The organism is Faecalimonas nexilis (genome assembly GCF_059731825.1).
Window position 1 is genome coordinate 2261363 of sequence record NZ_AP029189.1, and the last position, 21350, is coordinate 2282712.

Below are 21350 nucleotides of genomic sequence, written 5' to 3' on the forward strand. Positions count from 1 at the left end.
CTTTCTATTTTCTTTTTGGAAATTCCATTTTAAAGCTTGCCCTGTCCCCTTGCAGTTCCAGCAATAAGTCTGCTGTAAATTTCTTTCCCGACCTCTGGGAATAAAAATCAGTCACACGGGTTTTCCCATGCTCTAAAAGTTCCTTTGCCATTTTCTGATCCAACGTCTTTTTCATTCCAACGAGATAACGGCTCTCTTTCCAGAGGGCAAAATTACAATCATGGGAAGAACAATAAAAATTCTTTTTTCCTTCATACACAGGACTTCCGCATACCGGACATTTCCCGATACTTTCTTTTTCGTAAAAACGGTAGCGTTCCTCTTTTGGGATTTCCCCGCAACCTGCAATCAATTTCTGGACAAATTCCGTAATGTCCTCCATAAATGTTTCACTGGTAACTTCCCCTCTCTCCATACGAAGTAATTCATTTTCCCATTCTGCTGTTAAAGCCGCTGATTTTAATTCTTCTGGCAATACAGAAATCAATGCAATTCCTTCTTTCGTAGGAAGAAGCTGTTTCCCCTTTCTTACGGCATATCCGGAAAACACCAATTTCTCAATAATACCCGCTCGTGTTGCAGGAGTTCCCAATCCCTTCTTCTCGGTTTCCACATCAAAAGAATGATTTCCGGCTGTTTCCATTGCAGAAAGCAGCGTATCTTCGGAATACGGTTTTGGCGGTGCTGTAAAACGCTTTCTCTTTTCCGGTGTCCTTCCTGCTATTTCCATTCCGTCTGAAATATTTTCCGAAATCGAAACTTGTTCCTCTTTTTCTCCCGCTTCTTCTGTTTTTCTCACCTTTTCCTGAAACGCTTTCAAAATTTTTTGAAAGCCCAGTTCCACCACCTTCTTCCCTTTTGTTGCAAAAAGGTGTTCTGCACATTCTGCCGATACTTCTGTTTCTTCAAAAATTGCCGCTTCTGAAACTGCCTGTGCTAATCTCTGTCCAATCAGATAGAAAATATCCTTCTGTTTTTTCGATAAAGCCCCTATATCCTGTTTCCATGCTTCTTTTGTTGGAAGGAGCGCATGATGATCGGAAACCTTCTGGTTATTGATGATTGCCCCTACATTCCTCCCTACCAGCTCCCTGCTACAAAAAGGAAACATATCTGAAAGAATATCTAAAAGTTCCAGTACAGACTGTTCCATATCTTCCGTGATATACTGGCTGTCTGTTCTGGGATACGTTACCCATTTTTCTTCATACAATTTCTGTAGCTCTGTCAATGTTTCCTGTGCCGTATATCCAAAAAATCGGTTTGCTTCTCTTTGCAGCGTAGTAAGATCATATAGCTTTGGCGGATTTGTCTTTTTCTGTTTGCGTTCCACTTTTAAAATGTGAATAGGGTTTCCTTCGCACATTTTTACCAGTGCATCTGCCTCTTCTTCTTTTTTCATTTTTTCTGATGTAACAAAGAAATCAAGCACCGGAAGTTCCACCTGATAATAGGCTTCTTTCTCAAAATTTTCCACTTTCTTCTGACGTTCCACTAACATAGCAAGAGTAGGCGTCTGTACCCTTCCTACAACCATTCTCTTATAATAAGTAGTTGTAAATGCTCTGGTAGCATTCATGCCAACAAGCCAGTCCGCTTTTGCCCTGCAAACAGCAGCTTCACACAGTCTTTCATACTCTTTTCCATTTTTCAAATTGGAAAATCCATCACAAATTGCCTGTTCTTCCATAGAACTGATCCATAATCTTTTCACCGGAAGGCTGCTTTTCGATAAATCATACACTCTTTTAAAGATCAGTTCCCCTTCTCGACCTGCATCACAGGCATTTACGACATATTCCAAATCTTTTCTGTTTAATAATTCTTTTAATACATCAAACTGCTCTTTTTTATCTTTGGCAATCCGTAACTCCCATGCCTTTGGAAGAATTGGAAGGTCTGCAAACTCCCATTTCTTATACCTTTCATCATATACTTCCGGGGCTGCATACTCTGCCAAATGTCCCAGACACCAGCTTACAATACAGTCCTCTCCTTCCAGATAACCGTCCGCTCTTTTCTTTGCCCCTAATACTTCTGCCAATGCCTGTGCAACACTGGGCTTTTCTCCTAATACTAAAAACATATTGTTCCTCTCCTTTTCAAAAAGGACAGCCCTTTCATAAGCTGTCCCTGTTTTGTTCTATTCTTCTGTTTCTTCTGCGTCCTCTGTATCTTCATCTTCATTGATATACGGACCGTTATAAAATTCTAAATCTTCATCTTCGGCATCTGTTTCTGCCTTTTTCGGTTTTGCAACCTTAAAATAGTAATAGGCACCAGCGCCGCCTGCCGCAAGTAAACCGATTGCAAGCAATGCACCCGTCTGATTTTCTGCCTTATCTGCTTTTTTCTCTGGCTTTTCTGCCTCCGGTTTTTTCTCTGTTTCCGGAATGACCACAGACGGGGTTTCTGTCTGCGGCTTCTTTTCTGGAACAAATTCTGCCAGATCATTTTCATCTACCATAGAAAGCATATATACATTTTCCGTAGAACTGGATCGGTCTAAAACAAGAAAAAAAGTATTCCCGTTCTTTGTCTGAACTGTCAAAAACTGCTTTGTGCTGTCATTGTTCTTATCGTCCAGAATCTGCCCGTTCCCCGGAACAGAAAACGGGGTTCCTTCTTCCGTCTGTCCCTCCTGTGGTGCTGGTGCCTGCTCCGGTATCGGAGTAGGCGCTTCCGTTCCCTGTTCTGTCGGTGTTCCTTCTCCTGTATATGCAAATGCTGTCGCACCGGTACTGCAAACAATTCCCATACTTACAATACAGGCTATCAGCCATTTTTTAAATTTCACGTTCACCATTTGTTTCCTCCTTCGTTTCCTCTTTTTCTGAAAAATCACTTTTGCGTGGATTTTCGTAACGATTCCCAGTAAACTGAAACTCGCCTTTCTGCAGTTTTTCTAAAACCTGCAAAAGTTCCCGGCTCTCAAGACGCATGGAACGGATACTCTTTAAAATTTCCGTATCTTCCAACTGCTTCTTCTGAACCAGCAGCATTTTCAAATGTTCCTGCCATTGTGCAATCTTCGTTTCTGTTTTTTCAATTTCATCTAACACTTTTTGTAACTTCTTATTCAATATCCTGCCTCCATCTCTTTTTAAGGAAGTCTGCCAAATGCCATAAAATGTTGCTGCCAGTATGGGGTACTGATATTTGCATACTGAATGGGATCACCACAGTGGATCATCACTTGATTGCCTACATAAATCCCCACATGGCTTGCTCCCGGCGTATCATACGTGCCTTGAAAGAAAATTAAATCTCCCGGCTTTGCCTGTTCCGGCGGAACATAAGCACAACAGGAACGTAATCCGTCTGCAGTCTGCCGCCCCACGTTCCAGCCATTGCCACAATTATTGATTACCCACGATACAAATCCGGAACAGTCAAAACTGGTGCTTGGAGATGCACCGCCCCATACATAGGGATAACCCAAATATTTTTCTGCTTCCCGTATCATATTGGCAAAACGTTCATCCGTCAAAGCCTCTGGTGGAATTTCATATCCAAAACCGCCATTTCCTCCACCCATTGGAATGGTATTCTTATCAAAGAGATAGTCCCGATTTCCATAAGTGGTGTTATAAATGTCATAGCGTTTTTCTTCATTTTCGTCCATGCGGCTGCGAAGAACAGCGTCCAAACCTTTATTTGTCAGGGTAATGTCCATACGGTTTACTTCCTGTGTTGTTGTAACTTCAATTTCATTTTTCCCATTACTGTCCGCAATAAAAGCCTCCCAAGTCTGATGTCCATGTGCAGAAGCTGCCGCATGATTGTCATAATAAACATCAAACTGAACTCCGTAACGGGCAAATGCTCCTGTATCTTCCACTGTATACTCCACACCATTCATGACAACCTTTGTTCCAATGGGTACAAACGGATTGTTGGCATCTACTGCAATGGTATGGTTTGCTTTTGGATAGACACCGCTTGCTGTCGGACCGCCTGACCAGCTTCCACAGCAAATAGAACAGTTACAGTATCCACTGGTTACAACCTTTCCAAGAGATTCTCCTACTTTTACTTTCTTTGTTTCTGTTACAACCTCTTTGGTTGCTTCTGTCGTTAAATGGTATTGCTGTTGAAAGATTTCTTCTATTTCTCCTGCCACCTGTTCATAAGTAAAGTCCCCATATAAGGCTGTAAAATAAGAAATCAGGTGGTACGGATTGTGTGAAATCTCGTCCACCTGATAGCGGTATTCCTCGTAGCCCTCATGCCGGGCTTCCATACTGTTAATCTGCTGATTTAACTCTGCTTCTAATTTGGAGTAAGCAGCTTCTACGGCATAAATATCTTCATCATCACTGGCATAGGTTGTCCCTACAACTGTCGAAACAGTCCCTTGAAAGACCGCACTGCAACTGGACATTCCCACACCTATCATCAGGACAAATAGAAGAATCGCAATCACAATTCCCAAAAATCCCTTATGTGTCTTAAAAAAGGAAGTTACAATGCTCTTCGCTTTTTCTAAAAAAGTCTGCGCTGTCTTTGCTGCCTCCGCAGTTGTCTTTTCTCCCTGCTGTGCTGCCTGCCTTGCTTTTTTATAGCGCTGTTTTTGCCAGAAACGGTTTAACAGATGTTTTCTCTCCTGTGCCTGTTTCCCTTCTCTCTCTGTTTTTATATTGTCTGCAGTTCCCTGCACAGAATCAAAATGCAAAGAATGCTTTACGGATTCTTCCTCTTTACATCTTCCTTTATGATACTGTGCCTGTCGTCTTGATTTTTTTACAGCATAACGTAAGGCTTTTTCACTTAGTATTCCGGATTGCTTTGCCCCCTCTGTCGCTGCATTTTCATCTGTTTCCTGTGTTTGCAAAGAGTTTTCAATAGTACTGGCTGTTACAGAAATTCCTTTTTTTGCAATTCCCATTCCTGCACCACGGATCATGCCATTTCCCTCATCAGAAAAAGAAAGTTTCTTTTGGGAACGTGCTGTTTCTTCTTGCAATCGCTTCTTCTTTTGTTTCTTCTCCCGAACATGTTCTAAAGAGTTATCCTGAGGTTTCCTTCCCTTTTCCTCTTCTGGATTGACCGAATTTTCTCCCTCTGTTTTTCTCTTGCGTGCATGTTCCTGTACCAGCTTTTTCTTACGGCTGTCCCGTTGCGAACTCTCACTCTCTAAAGATTGGTTCTTTGCTTTTCCCCGAAGATTTCCCATGCGGAGAGAATGTTCTGATAATTCTTCCTTTCCATTCTCTCTTTCCAATTTCTCCTCCGGCTCTGAAATGGTAACAGGTTCTCTGGTAAACTTTCCATCTACGTCTTCTTCTCTGTTGCTTGCAAAGCTTCTCAACGTGTTTTGTTTCTTTTTTCTTTGTCCGGCTGAAACTTCCTGCTTTTCTTTCTCTGCAGGCACGGTTTCTTTATCCGTTATATATTTTTCCAATAGTACCTTTTCAATCGGTCTATCCCGTGCCAGTCCCTTTCCTTCCTGTCTGATCTTTGTTTTTTCCTCACGTTCTATCTCCCGGACTGGCTTTTCTCTTGCCTGATATTTATGTTCCTGCATCGTATATCACTTCCTTTTTCTCTGCTTTATCCTAAGCGCCTTTTCCTGCGTGTTTTTCCAAATCCGAAGGTCTGGTTGTCATAAGCGAATATAAGCGCAGATTATGATTAAAACGGTCTTTAAAAGGAATGATGACATTTCCATAAAAAATCAATCCTTCTCCTTCCCCGCTATTTGTCACATAGGAAAGCTGATGCGGAGAAATATTCAGTTGCTTTGCTAAAATCTGTCTATCTCCCGCCGCCTGATTCAGCATATAAATGAAATCGGAGTTTTCAAAAATATTTTCAATTTCACGGCTGGCAAGAAGGTCTTTAATGTTCTGCGTAATTCCTGTTGGGATCTGTTTGTGATTAACAGACAGTTTTTTATCTGTCCCTCCGGAGTTTTCACTCATTTTCATCGGAATGTCCTTTCATTCCCGGCATAGCATATCTTTTTGTCCTGTGTTTTTACACAAGCCGAAACGACAGCGGAGCCTCGTGGAGCCATTATATTCCCAAACATCACAGAATGGGGTTCAGACTCTATGCGTTGCGTGTGTTTCAAATATTATTCTGAAACTTCCACTCGGATTAGGGTTGCAACCCCCTTCCCGTTTTCTTCTCCACTTATACTCTTAATTGTTTCCTTCGGCTTCAATTAAGACGGCATACACAATACTCCTTTGCAATATTTTAAGTATTATGTTTTGTTTACCTCCCCATTTACGGAATCGCTTCCAGATTTCTACGGAATAAGCTGCAGTCTGTTCTTCTTTCAAAAGCAAATGGAACTCGTCTATATAATATCGGGTAGACTTATGGGCTACACGGTTTACGGTGACACGGTTCCACACCTGATCCTGCACAATCAGCATTCCTAACTTCTTTAACTGCTTTCCCAAATCCTTAATATCGAAACAAACGATGCGATTATTCAGTTCTACGTTGGTATGATGATTGAATACATTCAGGGAGCCATTGACATAAATTTCAAGCGCTGTGGCAATCCTCTGTGCCTGTACTTCTTCCTGTTTTCTCAGGCAGTCATATAAATCTCCAAGTACCGGCATATTTTCCGGTATTGGATTTTCAAAATACTTCTGGTATACCAGTGGCAGACAACGGTCTATCACTGATTTTTCCTCTGCTTCAATTCCATTCCTGGAACCCATGATCAGCTCACAAAGAGATAAGATAAAATCACTCTTAAACCCAAGAGGATTGTCATCATCTGAATAATCCAGATTGATGTCCATCGGATTGATATAATCGTGGCTTGTCGGGGAAATATGAATTACCTGTCCCCCCAGTGCATGTACCAGCGGATAATATTCTCCTTCCGGATCTCCGATAATAATATCGTCCTGTGTTGCAAAAAACACATTGGCAATCTCTCTCTTTGCCGCAAAAGATTTTCCTGAATTATGTACCACTACACCACAGGATAAAAGAAAATTCTGATAGCCTTCTACGGAAATATCATAAACAGGAACTGCTTCCTCTAAACTCAGGAAACGGACTGCCTTCACTTCATGTTCCGGTATAAACTTTGCCCCTACTTTCAAGTTACAGGCTTCCACATATCCTGCCGACTGCGTAAGAAACCAGTGCTCCGGAGTACAGCGTACTGTTTCTCCATTTTCCAGTTCTACCTCTACCAATTCCGTAACTTCTTTCGTGCAGCGCACGTCATATCCTCTGGCTTTTACAAGCTCCTGCTTCTGGAAATCAAAACTATTGACAAGAACTTCTTCTTTCTTCGCCAGCAATTCTAAAAAGCTGACTTTTCTTCCATCTGGTAAAAGCAGTTTTGTTTCCCCGGTAAAACACCCCGGTGTACCAAGAATCAGACCATTTGGATTTTTTAACTTCTTCCTGTCTACCATAATCATGTTATTGGATAACGCATTTAAGCCATAATATAGGGATTCTCCTCCCATAAATAACTCCTGCGTGGTAAAAGGCACAAAAATAGCAGTAGATGTGGTGGTCAATGCCCGTTTAATCGGAATCATATTCATTCCCAACGGAATACTGCTCATCAATCCCTGCTCCTGCAGATAATCCAAACGTCGTAAAGAACAATTATATTTCTGTGCAATCCCGGCAGTCTGGAATACTGCATTATCCAATTCCTGCTTTGTTTTTGCTGTATTCAGAAAAAGAACTGTTACCAAAAACATTCGCTCATTTCTGGACTGTAAATCTTCCAACAGCCGCTTGGCTTCTCCTCCGTATGTATTTAAGTCAGAAGGTATGATGTCTATGTCATACCCTGCACGTACTGCCTTCTTCTGTTCCTCAATTTTCATACGGTTAATATCTGTCACCTTATTTTTTACCAATTTAATGGCTTTCATCTGATCTATGGACTGGATATGAAGATTCACAATCAGGTTTCTGTTCATATCCAAAAATTCTGCCAGCATTTTATCTGTCAACTCTGGTGCTAAAATCTGAAGATAAGACGCTGCACCTATGGTATTTCCCATCTGAAAGGTTTTCCCTTCTTTAAAAACAAAACTGGTAGGCGCTACAAAATCCTTTGTTCCCATGCCAGAACGTAATATCCTGTCATAAGAAAACTGAAATGGCACCTTTTCTTCCGGATTAAAAGTTTCATAGAGGATTTGCAGCCTCTCTTCTCCATTCAATGGATATGCAGACACACCAAGAACCTTAAAATTATTTAAAATATCGGCTTCAATACGCTCCAGTTTTGGTTTTGCCTCCCGGATATTCTCTGCTTCAATTCCGAAAGTAATATACTTTGTCCGTACCAGACCATTGTTCCCTTTTGCAAGCTGATCCCTTAACATTTGTGCATATTCCATACGCACATCATCAAAAGCATCATTCTGCGGCTGAATTTGTATTACGGATTCAAATTCCTTCATATTACTGTGATGATTGATAAAGGAAATCTGAAAATGTATGGTGCTGTCAAAATAATTTAAGAAATCACACCAGTTTTCAAAAATAGCATTCTTATCCTCATTCTGGGCAAGCTGGTAGTTAATATCATAAAAACGGATTGTTTTGGAATAATACTTTTCCTGAACCCTGCAAATTCCGTCTTTTGCCATCTCTCTGTATGGAATGGAGTTCTGTGCTGATATGTTCCGTTCTTGTTTTCTTTTCACATTGGTACATCTCACATTTCCGGTAGAAGATTTCTGTTCTGAATAGGAATGCTTCTTTTCTGTTCTCTTATTCGGTGTAGGTTTCTTATCCTTTCTCTGCGATCCACTTTTTCTGTTTCCTTTTTTTCTCCTCTTTTCCTCACGGGCAGCTCTTTTTGCTTCCTTTTTCCTGCGGATTTTATCTGCTCTTTCCTGTTCTTTTTCTAATTTTACTGCCAGTTTTTCTGTACGCCTCATGGCTTTTTTCTCACTTCTTGTAAGTTTTATAGGTTTTCTCTTATCCATTCTGTCTACCATCAGGCTTCCCTCCTTTTTTCTTTCTCTCCGTCTGCAAATTTTCCTCCTTCTCATAAAAATTTTCTATTTCGTATTTTCGGACTGCCGGACGTTGCAGTTTCACTTGAATAATATGGAACAAAATCTTTTCCAGTGGCATTCCATCTTTCTCGTACATCGCAAACAAAAAAGCTGGAACCATAAGAATGACCATACCTGTTGCTGCATTACTCGTCCCAATCCAGTCTTTTGTTAAAAAATAAAACGGTAATCCCATTGCCGCCGCAATCGAAAGGCAAAGAAGCTGCCTTTTTGTCAAATTCAAGACCACTTTATTTTTTACCTTTGTCAAATCCTTTGGTACGGATACAAATGCCATCTTTTTTTCCGCTCAGAGTGAAAATGGCTGTCACAGGTTTAACAACTCTCCCATCTTCTTCTCTGATGTCTCCTTTCTTTTATTTTCCTGTAATATTTCTGTTCCCAAAGAACAGGCAACTTCATTTCCCCACACGTCCCACCCCGGTGTTTCTCTACGTGCAAACAGTTCAATACGTGGTACATCTCCCATTAACTGCTCAATCCGTCTTCTTGCCTCCTCTGGTTTCTTACTATGTTCCTCAATATGGCTTACAATAGCCTGATGCACACGTTTGGAATAACGTTTTGGACTTCCTTTTGTTGCAAGAATACAAATCTCTGCATTGGCTCTTGTCCAGTACCCCATGCCCCAAAACAAAGAATCTGCTCTTTTATTCTGTTTGATCCACACAAATGCTACACTTTTATAGGTAAATCCCCACGCATCAATTACCTTCCATATTTCTCTTAGAAGCGGAAATGTAACCCATAGAAACAATGCACAATTTTCATCTGCCAATTTTTTTACTGGCAAATCTGCTATTTCTTCTATGCTCATAGTTGGGTAATGGCTTTCCGCTGATCGCCCGTTTCCTTTTTTACTCCAAACCCGATATGCCCACGGGGGATCTGCATAAATCACTTGATATTTTCCCATTCTCATTCCCCCTTTAATGTGCGTTAAAAATTGATTTGCTTAAATTTGCTGTTTTCATCAGACTAAAACATAAAATTACGGTATATGCCGCCACTCCGAACAACGCAGAGTGCATGTTATCTGAAATTTCAATGGTCGCAATCAGCACTGCATAAATACCGACACACACCATCATAAAAAATCCCTGAAATCCAAGGGCAAACAGCCCACGGAAATAATTGTTTCCAATCTGTCCCCATTCCCGATTTGACATCGTGGAAAACGGAATTGGTGCAACCGAGGTATAAAGATAAATTTCTATCATTCTTCCATATAGAATTACCGTAATTAGTACAGACATGATTTTCATACACAAACTGACCAGCATGGTTTCCAATGCCAATATCACAAGTTCCCCGATTTCCATAGATTCCATTGCTGTTTTCATCTGCTCCAGCATCGTGTCTACATTGATTGCCGTATCCGATTCAATGACACCTCCTGCAGCATTGACAATATGTTGTCCTACATCAAACACTGCCATAGTAATGTCAAATGTATGGCTGACCAGATACACAGCTACCCACATTTTGAAAAAATATTTAAAGAACATCCATGTATCAACCTCGTGCATGTTATTCTTTTCTGTAAACATGGAAATCAGTTCATAACAAAGTACAAATGTAATAATCATGCCTGCAATCGGCACAATGACAGAATCGGACAAATTCTGTATCAGGCTGAAAATACTTCCATTCCAGCCTTGTGGTGTCTGTCCAACCTGAGCCGCAATCTCTCCTGTTTTCTCATTAACATCTGTAAACATTGTGGTCAGGTTGGATTCCACCATTCCCGTCAGAAGTCCCCTCATCCACTCCTCGATTGCTTCAAAAATGCCATCGAACATGGGCGGTTCTCCTTTCGTTTATTTAAAATAATCCACTCAAAAGAGGAATGAGCTGTGTACCAATCAAAACGACGCCTCCACCAGCCATAAGCTGTTTTATCCCCAATTAGGTGTAAAAACTCTGCTCGATGGCGGGCGGCGGCGTACAAAAAATCTATATGGTGTTTTTAAGAGAACCGTCCCGGCGGGACAGGTCAGGCAGTGACCTGTTCCACCTCCGGGATGGGTTTGAGATTAAAATGAATTTCGATAGAAATGTGTCTTGTTTTATCTTCGTCAATGCGCTCATGCACGACGATTTCTTTGATTAAGCGGTTGAGGGTGGCTGCGTCCAGCTCTGTGATGTTGGCATATTCCTGAATGGCTTCCACCCATTGTTTTGCGTCATTGGCAAGCTGGACTTCATCGGACAGCCGCTTTCTGCCCTCGGACACTTTTGTTTTAAGCTCCGTCTGCTCGGTCTGTGTCTTTTCCAGCATGGTGTTGAAATTCTGCTCACTGATACGCCCTGCAATCATATCCTCATAAAGCCGCATGACCATTTTGTCCAGAACCTCAATCCGTTCCTCGTCCCTTGTAAGGGAGCGTTCCATTGCTTCCCGCTGTTCCTTTTGTTCGGCTTCGCAGGTATTTGTCAGGCGGTCGGCAACCGCTTCCCCGTCCATCAGGGCAGCTCTGGCACATTCCCGTATTTTCCGCAGCACATGGCTGTAAAGGGTGTCATAATCAATCCGGTGCTGGGTGCAGTGGTTCTTTCCAAAGGCATTGTAGGTCTTGCAGGAGTATATCCGCTGGGGATGTTTTGCGTTTGTGTAGCGTATCGTCAGCGACTTCCCACACTCGCCGCATTTTATCAGTCCGGCAAACAGGCTGATTTCATTGGTCTGCCCCGGACGCTGGCGGGATTTCAGCTTGTTCTGCACAATGTCAAAGCTCATGCGGTCAATCAGCGGTTCATGCTGTCCCTCCACCACAATCCAGTCCTCCGGCTTCTTTTCCCCAATCGTGCCGATTTTGAAGCGGTAGTCCTTTTTCTGGGAAGCAATCGCCCCAGTGTAGACGGGATTCATCAAAAGGTCTTTGATAACGGAGAAGTCCCACATATACCGCCCATTTTCCGGGTCTTTCTTTTCCCATTTGGTACGGGTATTGCGAAGCCCCCGTTCCCGGTTCCACCATGTGGGGCAGGGGATTTTTTCTTCCTCCAGCCGTCTGCGGATATAGTTCGGACCATGACCGTTTAGGGCATATCCGAAAATCAGCCGCACAATCGGGGCGGTTTCCTCGTCAATGAGCAGATGGTTTTTGTCCTCCGGGTCTTTCCGATATCCAAACGGAGCAAGACACCCGGTAAACTGTCCTTTCTGCGCTTTCAGAAGATAAGAGGAATGGACTTTCTTGGAAATATCCTTGCTGTACATCTCGTTCAGGATATTCTTGAACGGGGCAATATCGTTGTTATCACGCAGGGTGTCGATACCGTCATTCATGGCGATATAGCGGACGCCGTTCCTTGGGAAAAAGTCCTCAATCAAATGCCCGGTTTGCAGATAGTTACGCCCCAGTCGGCTGAGGTCTTTCGTGATGACAAGGTTGATCTGCCTGCGCTCAATGGCTCTCAACATTCTCTGTAAATCAGGACGCTCCATGTTAAGACCTGTGAAGCCATCGTCCTGATAGACTGCCACAACCTCCCATCCCTGCTTTTCGCAGTATTTTTCCAGCATATCACGCTGGTTTGCGATACTGGCACTTTCGCCTTGCAGGTCATCGTCCTTTGACAGCCTGCAATAGACCGCTGCACGATAGCCCCCGGCAAGTGCCTTTCCGATTGTTCTGTATTCCATTTCGTTCATCATAGCCATTTACCCACACAATCCAGACGGTATCTGGCTCTTTTGAACCTCATCTTCATTATAGCTTATATCTTTCTTTTTAGCAAGATATTCTTTTGTATTTGTCTTTCCGTATTTCTGGGAAATCAGGCTGACGAACACATCAGTGGCGTCCAGTTCCCCGTCAAACACCGTTGTAACATGAATCTCTGTTTTGTTTTTTGCCATAGGCAGTTATCCTCCATACATGAAAATAGCCAGACAGAGGGTGTCGGCAACGAAGTCCGGCAACGGGCTTCAAAAGACCTTGCAAACAATCTCAATCTGGCGATGGTTACTATTTATACTTTTCTTTTATTTTTCTGTTGTTTTGGTTGTCATAGGGGAGAAAAGCCCGGAAATAAGGGGTTTTCCCCGGCAACCGGCTCGGCAACGGGATAGCAACAGGGGGTGCAACGGGCGGTCATTTTCAGAATGGAAGCTCCATCTGTTCTGTGACCTCCACAAAACCATCCATCGTTTTTTCAGACGGGTTGCATAAGTCCGTTGCCGGGTTTTCACGCTCCCAGCCCTTTTGTCTGCCATATTCGGAAAACATTCTTGGGTTCGGGAAGTACCGCCAGCCGGTAATGCACTGGTTCATAATCTCGTTGATTTCCCGGATTTCCCATTGCTTCGGCTCGTCAAAGGTATGGTTCAAGGCTTCCTTGTAAAGCTGCTTGGAACAGACCATGCTCCCGGTGTACTTATCAAGATACGCCTGTATCATTCCGGCTTTGGTGTCCTCCGGCATAAAATCCCGCTGGTGTTCTTTGAGATACCGTTGCATGGTGGGGCTGAAAGCCAGCTTGAACCTGCCGCTTCGGTAAATCTCCATAGCTTCTGCCCACATCTGCTCGATATAGGCTCTGGAAGCAACTTCGTCCTCCAAAATGTGAACCTCGGCTTGCTCTGGGTACACCATGACGGGGATAAAGCGGCGGTTGCCGGAACGGTCAAGGGGCAGGAAGTCAAGGGCATTGGAAGTGCCGCCAAACACGCACTGACGGGGGCGGTCTGCTGGGTGGGTTTCATAGGGTATCTTGTAAACCTCTTTCTGTCGGCTTAAAAATGACTTGATTTCCTCAATGCTCTTGGCGTTGGCGGTTGCCATCATTTCCGACATTTCGATAATCCAGTGACCTTGCAGCTTGCGGTACACATTGTCATCGTCCAGCTTCCGCAAATCATCGGAGAACCACTCGTCCCGGACTGCCAGCAGACGGAAGAAAGTGGACTTGCCAGCCCCCTGACCGCCGACCAGACAGAGCATGATTTCAAACTTGCACCCCGGCTGAAAGGCTCGTGAGATTGCACCCAGCAGGAACAGCTTCAATGCTTCATAGGTGTAATCGTCTGCGTCAGCCCCCAGAAAGTGCCGCAGGCAGAAGCGGATTCGCTCTGTCCCGTCCCACACAAGGGAACTTAAATAATCCCGGATGGGGTGGTACTTGTTTTCATTCGCCACAATCCCGATGGCGTTATCAATCTTTTTCTCATTGGTAAGCCCGTAGGTTTCTTCCAGATAGAGAAGCAGATACTTCATATCTGTATCGTTCAGGGCGGTGCTTTCCCTGTGGAAGCCGATGGGCTTTATGATGTCCTTGCGGTCGGTCAGGATGTTGTATGCGATAGCCCCGGAAAGCAGCGGGTCACGCTGGAATACGGTCAGGCAGTTCCGTATGCTCTGACGGACACCGCCTTTCTCGGTAGTTTCCAGCCCCGCCTTGATTTCCTCAATGCTCTGGGGCGGCTGCATGGCGTTCATGGTGTTTTTTAGTTCTTGCTGCGTTTGCGGCGGCAAGCTCTGCCATTCGCTTTTCAAGCTGTATCACATCCTTCCCGTAGTCCGTAATCAAAGCTGCTTTTTCCTCTGTCTCCCCAAAGAGCAGCACATCCAGCAGATATTCCACTTGGTCTTGCTTCTGTAAGGCTTCCACAAACCGTGGATGAAAGGCTTCCTCCGGGGAGTGCGGGGCATAATCCTTTCTCCATGCCCGAAGCAAGTGAAGATAATCGGCAAGAATACGGAAGCAGCGGCTCTTTGCTTCCTGAAACTGTTCCTCCTGGGATTTCTGCCGGGGCTTGGGCTTTTTTACCTTCCCCGGCGGTTTCCAGTCCTCATAGGAAAGCCCGAAGTCCTGTGCCAGCTGTACGGCGGCTTCTTTCTTTCCCAGCCCATACAGGGCGGCGGCAAAATCAATCACATCCCCATCCGCACCGCAGCCGAAGCAGTGGTAACGCCGATCCAGCTTCATGCTTGGGGTTTTATCGTTATGGAACGGGCAACAAGCCATCCCGTTCCGGCCTACACGGATTCCATAATGCTCCGCAGCCTGTCTTGTTGTGACGGACTGCTTCACAGCTTCAAATACATTCAAATCTATCCCTCCTTGAAAAAAAGAAAAGCACCTGACATTCTCTGACTGAAAATGGCAAGTGCCTGTTAAAGTTCCATATCCTGTTGTCTGTGTTTCGTCTGTGCTGGGGCGGTTCTTTGTGCTTTTTTCTCGTCTGCCTTATCCTGCAAGACTTCCTTGATGGGCTGCTTCTTGGGCGGCTCTTTGCTTTCCTCTGTGCCGGGTGTGGCTTTCCGTACCCAGTAGCGGATATCCCGCAGCTTCTTCAAATCCTCCTGCACCTCTGTCAGCGGTACTTTCAGCTCTGCGATTTCGCTGAGAAGTTTTTCCTGCTCCTGTTGCAGTTCCTTTTGGGTGCTGTCCTTATCGTCCGGGTGCTTGGCAAGGTAGGCGGCGGCTTTCTCATACCGGGCAACCTCCGGGTGTTCCTGCTTGAATTTCTCCTTTGTTTTCTTGAAAAATATCTTCTGGTACTTCTCATAGACAGGCTTACATTCCTTGCAGTCTGTCCGGCTGGCAAGAATCCCGTCAATCACTTTGCTGCGGGCTTCCTTTGGCTTCATCTGATTGCGGTAATCTGCGGCTGATTTCCCGGAAGATTCCAGAAACGCTTCTAAGTCCTCCACAGTGGAAAGCCCCTTTTGCCGGAGATAGGACAGGGCTTCGCTGACTGCCTTTAAGTCCTGTGAAGTCCCCCGGTTCTGTCCAGCCCTCGTCCAGTCCTTCCGTTCTTCCTTTCGTATCTCCATGTACTTCATCAGCAGATTGGGAAGAAGTGTCGCTTCCTCCGCCGCTTTTTGTGCAAGCAGCTCTTTCCGTTTTTCTCCCAGCTCGGTAATCCAGCTTTTGAGGTTTTTAATGAGCTGCCGGATGGACTGCATCAGGCGGTTGGCAGCCTTGATTTCCCGGTTCAGATTGCCGATATTCGTCTGGATACCACGCTTTTCCATCTGCCGGACAGCAGCACCCTCATGGACAGTGGGGACAATATCAAGCCCCTGTCTGGCATAGGAACGCAAATCCACACGCTCCGGGCGGTTATTGGCTTCCAGATAGCGGTTCTGAATGACCTCCCATTCATGCCGCCAGATTTCACAATACTTTCTGTCGTTCCAGTCAACCGTATCTTCCTTGTGGCTTTTCCACCTGCCGGACGGAAGTTTTATCCGTTCCCCATTCTCGTCAAGGTCATAGACCTTGCGGCTCTTGGGAAGCCATTTCCCATGCCCGTCCATTGCCCGCATAGTCAGCATGACATGGGCGTGAGGATTGTGTCCCGGAGGATTTGGGTCATGGATGGCAAAATCAACAATCATGCCTTTGGAAACAAATTGCTGTTTACAGAACTCCCGGACAAGGGCGGCGTACTGGTAAGGCGGTATCTCTCTGGGGATGGTAAGCACCCACCTCCTTGCAAGCTGGGAGTTCCATTGCTTCTCCACAGCTTCGGCGGCGTTCCATAAGGTATTGCGATCTGCGTACTCCGGCGGGGCATTTGCCGGGAGCAGGATTTCATTGTGAACGATACCACGCTTTTCCGGGTAGTGCTTCACTTCCTGGTCGTATTCACAGAACAGCTTTTCGCCGCTCTGGTAAGCAGCGGCGGCAACAGCAGACTGCCGCTGGCTGCGCTGCACAATAGAAATTTCGTTGTGTGGACAGGGCATTTCGTGTCCCTCCTTCCTGTGATTGACTGATGGGGTGGCGTTTTGCCACCCCACCTTGGGCAGAAAAAAAGCAGGAGATCTTTTCAGATTTCCTGCTTGGTGTGCCACTGTGTAGGCGGCGGGTATTTAGTTGTGAAAGTTCGGGGCAAGTTGACCCGATGTGTAGGGAATGAAAAACTGGAAATTATTTTTCTTTGCATTTTATACCGTAATTTCCCCTACTACCATTTTCGTAGCCCCGATATATTTCATATCTTTTTCCATTTATCTCCACTTCGTCATCGTTAATAAATGTATAAGACTCGCCATTTTCTTCACAATATTTTGAAATTGCTTCCATAGTTTTTGCAAGAGTTGGGTAATTGGTACTATCCTCATAAGGAACCCAAAAAGCCTTTTTAAACATATAAAATACCTCCTTCTAATTTGTTAAATAATCCACGAATTTTCAAATCTTTGTAAAATAATAGTATCATACAACTTCGCAAAAGTCCACTTATAACTTCTAATTTGTTGCTGTCTTTATTATACTGCATTGCCTATCGAAAAGATAGTATATTTTATAAAACTTGTCGGCTGGGAACAGCTTGCAATGCAAGGTGTCCCCAGATGGCAAGTCCACAAAAGGGTAGCTGGCGAAAGCCAGCGCAGGGGAAGCGTAGCGTCCCCTGTTTGATTTGGAGCAGACCATGACTGCGGAAAATCACAGCCCTCCGGCGAGGAGCCTTCGGAGAACGCAATGCACCAACCTCTGGGTGGTGTATAATTGCGCCCTTAGTAAACTAAGGGGTTTCCGGCTTCTCCCGTTCCAGCAGTTTTTTCAACAGTTCCTGTGTGTCCTGTCTGTGAAAAATGAGTTTCAACAACAGCATGACATCATCATCTGTCAGGCGTTCCGGCTCTTGTAGAAAACTTTCCAGCATACCGCCACGAGTACAGAGCCGGTGCGTCCGTTCCTTTCGGGTAAGCTGCTTTAACTGGTGCTGCAATGCCTTTTCATCATGGATGGCTTTCCGCAGTTTCTTTTCGCTTTTCTCCAGCTCCCGGTTTAGCTTTTCCAGCTTTGAGGTATCAGGCAAGGGCAGCGTCCCCCTTTCCCGGTATCAGCACATAAATCCGGTTTGGTTCTCCAACGCCCTGACGCACCCGCATGATAAGTCCGGCGGTTTCCAGTTCATTCAGAGAACGCTTGACCGTCATAGGACTGCGGAACAGGACTGCGGCAATGGCTGTGACAGGGAAGCAGACAAACAGGATTCCGTTCTCGTCCTCCTGCCCTTTGGATAGCATAGCGTCCAGCATCCGGCAGTACATGACCTTTGCGGTGCTGCTGACTGGAAATCCTGTCAACGCTCTGGGAAAGGGCATACAGGGCGGCAATGATGTGTCTATCGTCATAAATTCAAAATTCATTCTGTGTGTTCCTCCTTTTTCTTTGCTCGTTTGGATAAATAACGGGGGCAGTCAATCACAACCGCCCGGAAGCTCTGCTTGCACCCATGCTGGCATTTCCGGCATAATTCGTTGTAAGTGACACGCCCCCGGTCATTGAGGTAAAATGAAAGCTCATGCTTCCTCTTTTTGCTCATTCTCGGCATATTGCGCTTCCTCCCGTTTTCGTGTATGGTTTCGGGGCGATTTTCGGCAAAATTACGGTCATAGAGCCGCCTAAAATCTCCCGAAGTATCAGCGATAGGATAGACTGTCCCCCTATCAGATTGTCGTGTTTCGGTATCATTTCGGTGTCAGTCCGCCAGTTCTCCCCGGTGTCGTTCCTCCCCTGAATCTCACAGCGGCGTATCGCTCCCGTTGGTACGCTCGTTTTGGTCAGGGTTCCTCCATATCCCTGCCAAAAGTCATGGCGCTACATCGCCGGGGAAGCATATCCCACACAGGCTGGTCATTCGATTGGAATAATCCATCGATGAACTACCTGTATCATAGAACATTTTTGTGCCCTGTGCCGTATGTCCACAAAGTAGGAATTAGGGGTAAAAATCAGAAATTTCCACGATTGCGGAAAGTGTGCTATAATCCAGTTAAGCGGCAGCAATGCAACCGCCGGAAAGGAGCGTGCGCCCATGAAAGGAGCAACAAGCATACAGGAACGCCTTTGGGAACTCCGCAAGGACAAAGGCTTAAATCTGGAAGAATTATCAGAGCTGACGGGTATTTCCAAATCAGCCCTTGGCAGTTATGAGAAAGAGGATTATAAGGAAATCAATCATGGCAACCTTATCACGCTGGCAGATTTCTATGGGGTTTCCGTTGATTATCTGCTGTGCCGGACAGAGAACCGGGAGCAGATTAACACGCCACTAACAGAGCTGCATTTGAATGATGAGATGGTTGCACTTCTGAAAAGCGGTCGGATTAACAACCGCCTGCTCTGTGAGCTTGCCACACATAAAGATTTTATCAAGTTTCTTGCGGACATTGAGATTTATGTGGATGGGATTGCCACCATGCAGATTCAGAACCTCAACGCCCTTGTCGATACCGTCCGGCATGAAATCATTGAACGGTATCGCCCCGGCGAAGATGACCCCCATTTGAAAGTGTTGCAAGCCGCCCATATCAGCGATGATGAATATTTCAGCCACATGGTTCTGGATGACCTCAACCTGATTATCCGGGATATTCGGGAAGCTCACAAAAAGGACAGCGAGAGTGCACCCCAGACCACCGTTGCTGATGAACTGAAAGAAAATCTGGAAGCGGTCGAAAATTTCAAGGGCAGCCGGGATGAAAAGCTCGTTGTACTTTACTGCAAGCAGCTTGGTATCAACTACAAAAATTTATCGGAAGAAGAATTTCGCTGGCTGATTCGGATTCTCCAAAAATCAAAGAAAATGGGAACGCCTATCAGCCAGAGGAAAAAACGGTAACAAAAAACCGCTGTTGCATGGTTGGGGTGGCTTCCATGTAGCAGCGGTTTATGCTGTGCTTATTTAGTTAAAATTTAGGGTGACAAACTGAGGATACAACTAAAATACTCCCTATAATTGGATTGCCGATTTCTCTGAATCATTTATATATACTGCAATCGAATCTGTTTCTTTCATATACGGCTTATCCCATAAAAGATGGCTTTTGTGATGATAAATCTTCCCTCCGTATGTATAGCTGTAAAGAACTCTGTACGGGGACTTTTTTCCATATTGTAGAAACTTTTGCATATATACCTTTTCTACAATCCCATTAACTTTAATTCCGTTAGAAATCAACTCGCAATATGATTTCCTCTTTGCTGAAGCGAGAACTGTAAAAATAGCTTGTGCAATTAAAAAAGCGACACCAAGTACAGAAAAAACAATCCCAATGTGCCTTTGACTTTGAACTATTGACGCTGATGTAGGCTGTAATATTCCAATAAAACTAAGCAAACCAAAAACGATAAAAGCACAGCCTAAGCACATAGAAATAAGAGCATATAACTGTTCTGCATATTTGATTCTATTCATAGTATTCTCTCCTTTACAACTTCAACTTTGTTGTTCCAATGCTTTTTTTAAGTCCAGAACAAATTGAGTTTGCTGCTTCTTCAAATAGAGTTTTACAAAAGGTTTCATAAACCACTTTTTAGGTGTCACATTTTCTGTAAAATCAATTTGTGTTTCATTTCCCTTAGCTGTAAAAATACCAGTCCAATGCCCGGCCATATTGCTATTTTCCATGTCAAATTCCCAGCGGTTATATGGCTCAACAGCAGTAATAGAAAATGTAGTTGCATATCCGTCTTTCGTGTACTCAATAAACTGCTTCTCATTTATGATTTCTGTTTTGCTTAAATCGCTTCGCCACGCACTATATTTATCAACAGCAAAAACAATATCCCAAACTTTATGAATATCATCATTGATAATCGCATTTATATTCGAAATTGCCATTTTCATACCCCCTTCAAACTCTATTTTGTCATAATCATTCTACCATACCATTATGAATAAATCATCTCATACAAAACAATTTCTTCTGCCCGGTTGTGAATGTTATTGCAACGCTGCACCCATTCCATTTGACAGGTACGCTTCAATTCCTCGGTCACGCCCTCGGCAGCTTTCATCTGCTCCATGATGGTGTCTAACCGTTCCTGTACCTGTTCGTTCAGGTCTGCAAGGTATGTCCATAACTCCCCTGTCAAGGTCAAGGTGTTCAATTTGGCTGGGTGGACTTCTCTTAAATACTCCCGGTGCATCCGTCCGTACTTTCCGATAGGGCGGTGTTCCTCCGGCAGCTTCAAATCTGGGATATAGTAATCTCCGACAAGGATATAATCAATTCCGTTTTCCGTTATTCTTGGTTTCAATTCGCTCATGCTCCTTACCTCCTGTGGAAGCAGGCTCGTCTGATACTAACTCAATCACATCGGTAATCTCACAATTCAGCGTTTCGCAGATACGGGCTAATGTATCCATGCTGATGTGCTTTCCCTCTTTGCTCATGTTGGCAATCATATTCGTTGTCATACCAGCAGCAAGCCTTAAATCTTCTTTTCTCATATCACGCTCTAACAGTGTATGCCAGAGTGGTTTATAGCTGATGTGCATATTGCTTTCCCGCCTTCCTATCCATACCACCGGGGCGGCTGCCCCGGCAGGAACTTTTCTCTTAT

21 protein-coding genes and 4 pseudogenes are annotated in these 21350 nt (G+C 44.4%); 1 reads left to right on the plus strand and 24 read right to left on the minus strand.

All coding sequences use genetic code 11. The features are described from left to right. Positions 1-4 precede the first annotated feature (4 nt). The 20 genes and pseudogenes from AC6I5B_RS11535 to AC6I5B_RS11630 form a co-directional block, all read right to left on the minus strand. On the minus strand, positions 5-2086 hold the full coding sequence (locus AC6I5B_RS11535) for a type IA DNA topoisomerase (protein ID WP_413059877.1): 2082 nt from the start codon (positions 2084-2086) through the stop codon (positions 5-7). Between the two features lie 57 nt (positions 2087-2143). After that, the gene (locus AC6I5B_RS11540; RefSeq protein WP_413059876.1) at positions 2144-2806 is read right to left on the minus strand and encodes a CD1107 family mobile element protein; all 663 of its coding nucleotides are present in this window, start codon (positions 2804-2806) and stop codon (positions 2144-2146) included. Continuing rightward, a complete protein-coding gene (locus tag AC6I5B_RS11545; RefSeq protein ID WP_009461694.1) occupies positions 2787-3083 on the minus strand; it encodes a DUF4315 family protein in 297 nt (98 codons plus the stop codon). Before AC6I5B_RS11545 ends, AC6I5B_RS11540 begins: the two co-directional genes overlap by 20 nt. A gap of 20 nt (positions 3084-3103) precedes the next feature. Further along, positions 3104-5527, minus strand: coding sequence for a CD1108 family mobile element protein (locus tag AC6I5B_RS11550; RefSeq protein WP_497773357.1), 2424 nt, complete (start codon positions 5525-5527; stop codon positions 3104-3106). Between the two features lie 31 nt (positions 5528-5558). Further along, positions 5559-5870, minus strand: a pseudogene (locus AC6I5B_RS11555) (conjugal transfer protein TraE); the annotation flags it as partial. Between the two features lie 354 nt (positions 5871-6224). After that, a pseudogene (locus AC6I5B_RS11560) lies at positions 6225-6932 on the minus strand (VirB4-like conjugal transfer ATPase, CD1110 family); the annotation flags it as partial. A 6-nt stretch (positions 6933-6938) separates the two neighbouring features. Continuing rightward, positions 6939-9005, minus strand: a pseudogene (locus AC6I5B_RS11565) (VirB4-like conjugal transfer ATPase, CD1110 family); the annotation flags it as partial. Continuing rightward, on the minus strand, positions 8932-9309 hold the full coding sequence (locus AC6I5B_RS11570; RefSeq protein ID WP_004611665.1) for a PrgI family protein: 378 nt from the start codon (positions 9307-9309) through the stop codon (positions 8932-8934). The gene AC6I5B_RS11570 and the pseudogene AC6I5B_RS11565, both read right to left, overlap by 74 nt. 30 nt (positions 9310-9339) lie before the next feature. Next, positions 9340-9948 carry an MT-A70 family methyltransferase gene (locus AC6I5B_RS11575; protein WP_497773358.1) on the minus strand — a complete coding sequence of 203 codons (609 nt, stop codon included), beginning with the start codon at positions 9946-9948 and terminating at the stop codon, positions 9340-9342. A gap of 13 nt (positions 9949-9961) precedes the next feature. Continuing rightward, positions 9962-10834 (minus strand): VirB6/TrbL-like conjugal transfer protein, CD1112 family, encoded by an 873-nt coding sequence (locus tag AC6I5B_RS11580; RefSeq protein ID WP_101879806.1) that lies wholly within the window; start codon positions 10832-10834, stop codon positions 9962-9964. A gap of 22 nt (positions 10835-10856) precedes the next feature. Then, positions 10857-10937 (minus strand): annotated as a pseudogene (locus AC6I5B_RS11585) (Maff2 family mobile element protein); the annotation flags it as partial. A gap of 91 nt (positions 10938-11028) precedes the next feature. Further along, positions 11029-12699: a recombinase family protein gene (locus tag AC6I5B_RS11590; RefSeq protein WP_497773359.1), complete on the minus strand. Its 1671-nt coding sequence runs from the start codon at positions 12697-12699 to the stop codon at positions 11029-11031. Further along, positions 12700-12897 carry a hypothetical protein gene (locus tag AC6I5B_RS11595; protein WP_002304371.1) on the minus strand — a complete coding sequence of 66 codons (198 nt, stop codon included), beginning with the start codon at positions 12895-12897 and terminating at the stop codon, positions 12700-12702. A 241-nt stretch (positions 12898-13138) separates the two neighbouring features. Then, on the minus strand, positions 13139-14476 hold the full coding sequence (locus tag AC6I5B_RS11600) for a virulence-associated E family protein (protein ID WP_497773768.1): 1338 nt from the start codon (positions 14474-14476) through the stop codon (positions 13139-13141). Continuing rightward, on the minus strand, positions 14445-15089 hold the full coding sequence (locus tag AC6I5B_RS11605) for a CHC2 zinc finger domain-containing protein (RefSeq protein ID WP_099323100.1): 645 nt from the start codon (positions 15087-15089) through the stop codon (positions 14445-14447). Before AC6I5B_RS11605 ends, AC6I5B_RS11600 begins: the two co-directional genes overlap by 32 nt. A 65-nt stretch (positions 15090-15154) precedes the next feature. Then, the gene (gene mobQ, locus AC6I5B_RS11610) at positions 15155-16735 is read right to left on the minus strand and encodes a MobQ family relaxase (RefSeq protein ID WP_118513983.1); all 1581 of its coding nucleotides are present in this window, start codon (positions 16733-16735) and stop codon (positions 15155-15157) included. 184 nt (positions 16736-16919) lie between these two features. Then, complete coding sequence (locus AC6I5B_RS11615; protein ID WP_006876003.1) at positions 16920-17141, minus strand: DUF4318 domain-containing protein; 222 nt, start codon at positions 17139-17141, stop codon at positions 16920-16922. A gap of 376 nt (positions 17142-17517) precedes the next feature. Beyond that, on the minus strand, positions 17518-17814 hold the full coding sequence (locus AC6I5B_RS11620) for a DUF3847 domain-containing protein (protein WP_117685615.1): 297 nt from the start codon (positions 17812-17814) through the stop codon (positions 17518-17520). Beyond that, positions 17807-18148, minus strand: a complete 342-nt coding sequence (locus AC6I5B_RS11625) for a replication initiator protein A (protein WP_497773360.1) — start codon at positions 18146-18148, stop codon at positions 17807-17809. Before AC6I5B_RS11625 ends, AC6I5B_RS11620 begins: the two co-directional genes overlap by 8 nt. After that, entirely contained in the window at positions 18145-18333 is a 189-nt protein-coding gene (locus AC6I5B_RS11630; RefSeq protein WP_002304353.1) for a hypothetical protein, read from the minus strand. The genes AC6I5B_RS11625 and AC6I5B_RS11630 overlap by 4 nt, the downstream gene beginning before the upstream one ends. Positions 18334-18816: 483 nt before the next feature. Here AC6I5B_RS11630 and AC6I5B_RS11635 point away from each other — a divergent pair, with 483 nt between their 5' ends. Continuing rightward, positions 18817-19623: a helix-turn-helix domain-containing protein gene (locus AC6I5B_RS11635; protein ID WP_117685617.1), complete on the plus strand. Its 807-nt coding sequence runs from the start codon at positions 18817-18819 to the stop codon at positions 19621-19623. 111 nt (positions 19624-19734) lie between these two features. Here the strand turns inward: AC6I5B_RS11635 and AC6I5B_RS11640 are convergent, their stop codons facing one another. Genes AC6I5B_RS11640 through AC6I5B_RS11655 form a run of 4 tightly spaced genes read right to left on the minus strand, consistent with a single transcriptional unit; the run spans position 19735 to position 21285 of the window. Next, entirely contained in the window at positions 19735-20199 is a 465-nt protein-coding gene (locus AC6I5B_RS11640) for a hypothetical protein (RefSeq protein ID WP_117685618.1), read from the minus strand. Between the two features lie 21 nt (positions 20200-20220). Then, complete coding sequence (locus AC6I5B_RS11645; RefSeq protein ID WP_118106552.1) at positions 20221-20625, minus strand: SRPBCC family protein; 405 nt, start codon at positions 20623-20625, stop codon at positions 20221-20223. Between the two features lie 50 nt (positions 20626-20675). After that, positions 20676-21053, minus strand: coding sequence for a TnpV protein (locus AC6I5B_RS11650; RefSeq protein ID WP_117685620.1), 378 nt, complete (start codon positions 21051-21053; stop codon positions 20676-20678). Then, entirely contained in the window at positions 21013-21285 is a 273-nt protein-coding gene (locus tag AC6I5B_RS11655) for a helix-turn-helix domain-containing protein (protein WP_009274451.1), read from the minus strand. The genes AC6I5B_RS11650 and AC6I5B_RS11655 overlap by 41 nt, the downstream gene beginning before the upstream one ends. Positions 21286-21350 lie beyond the last annotated feature (65 nt).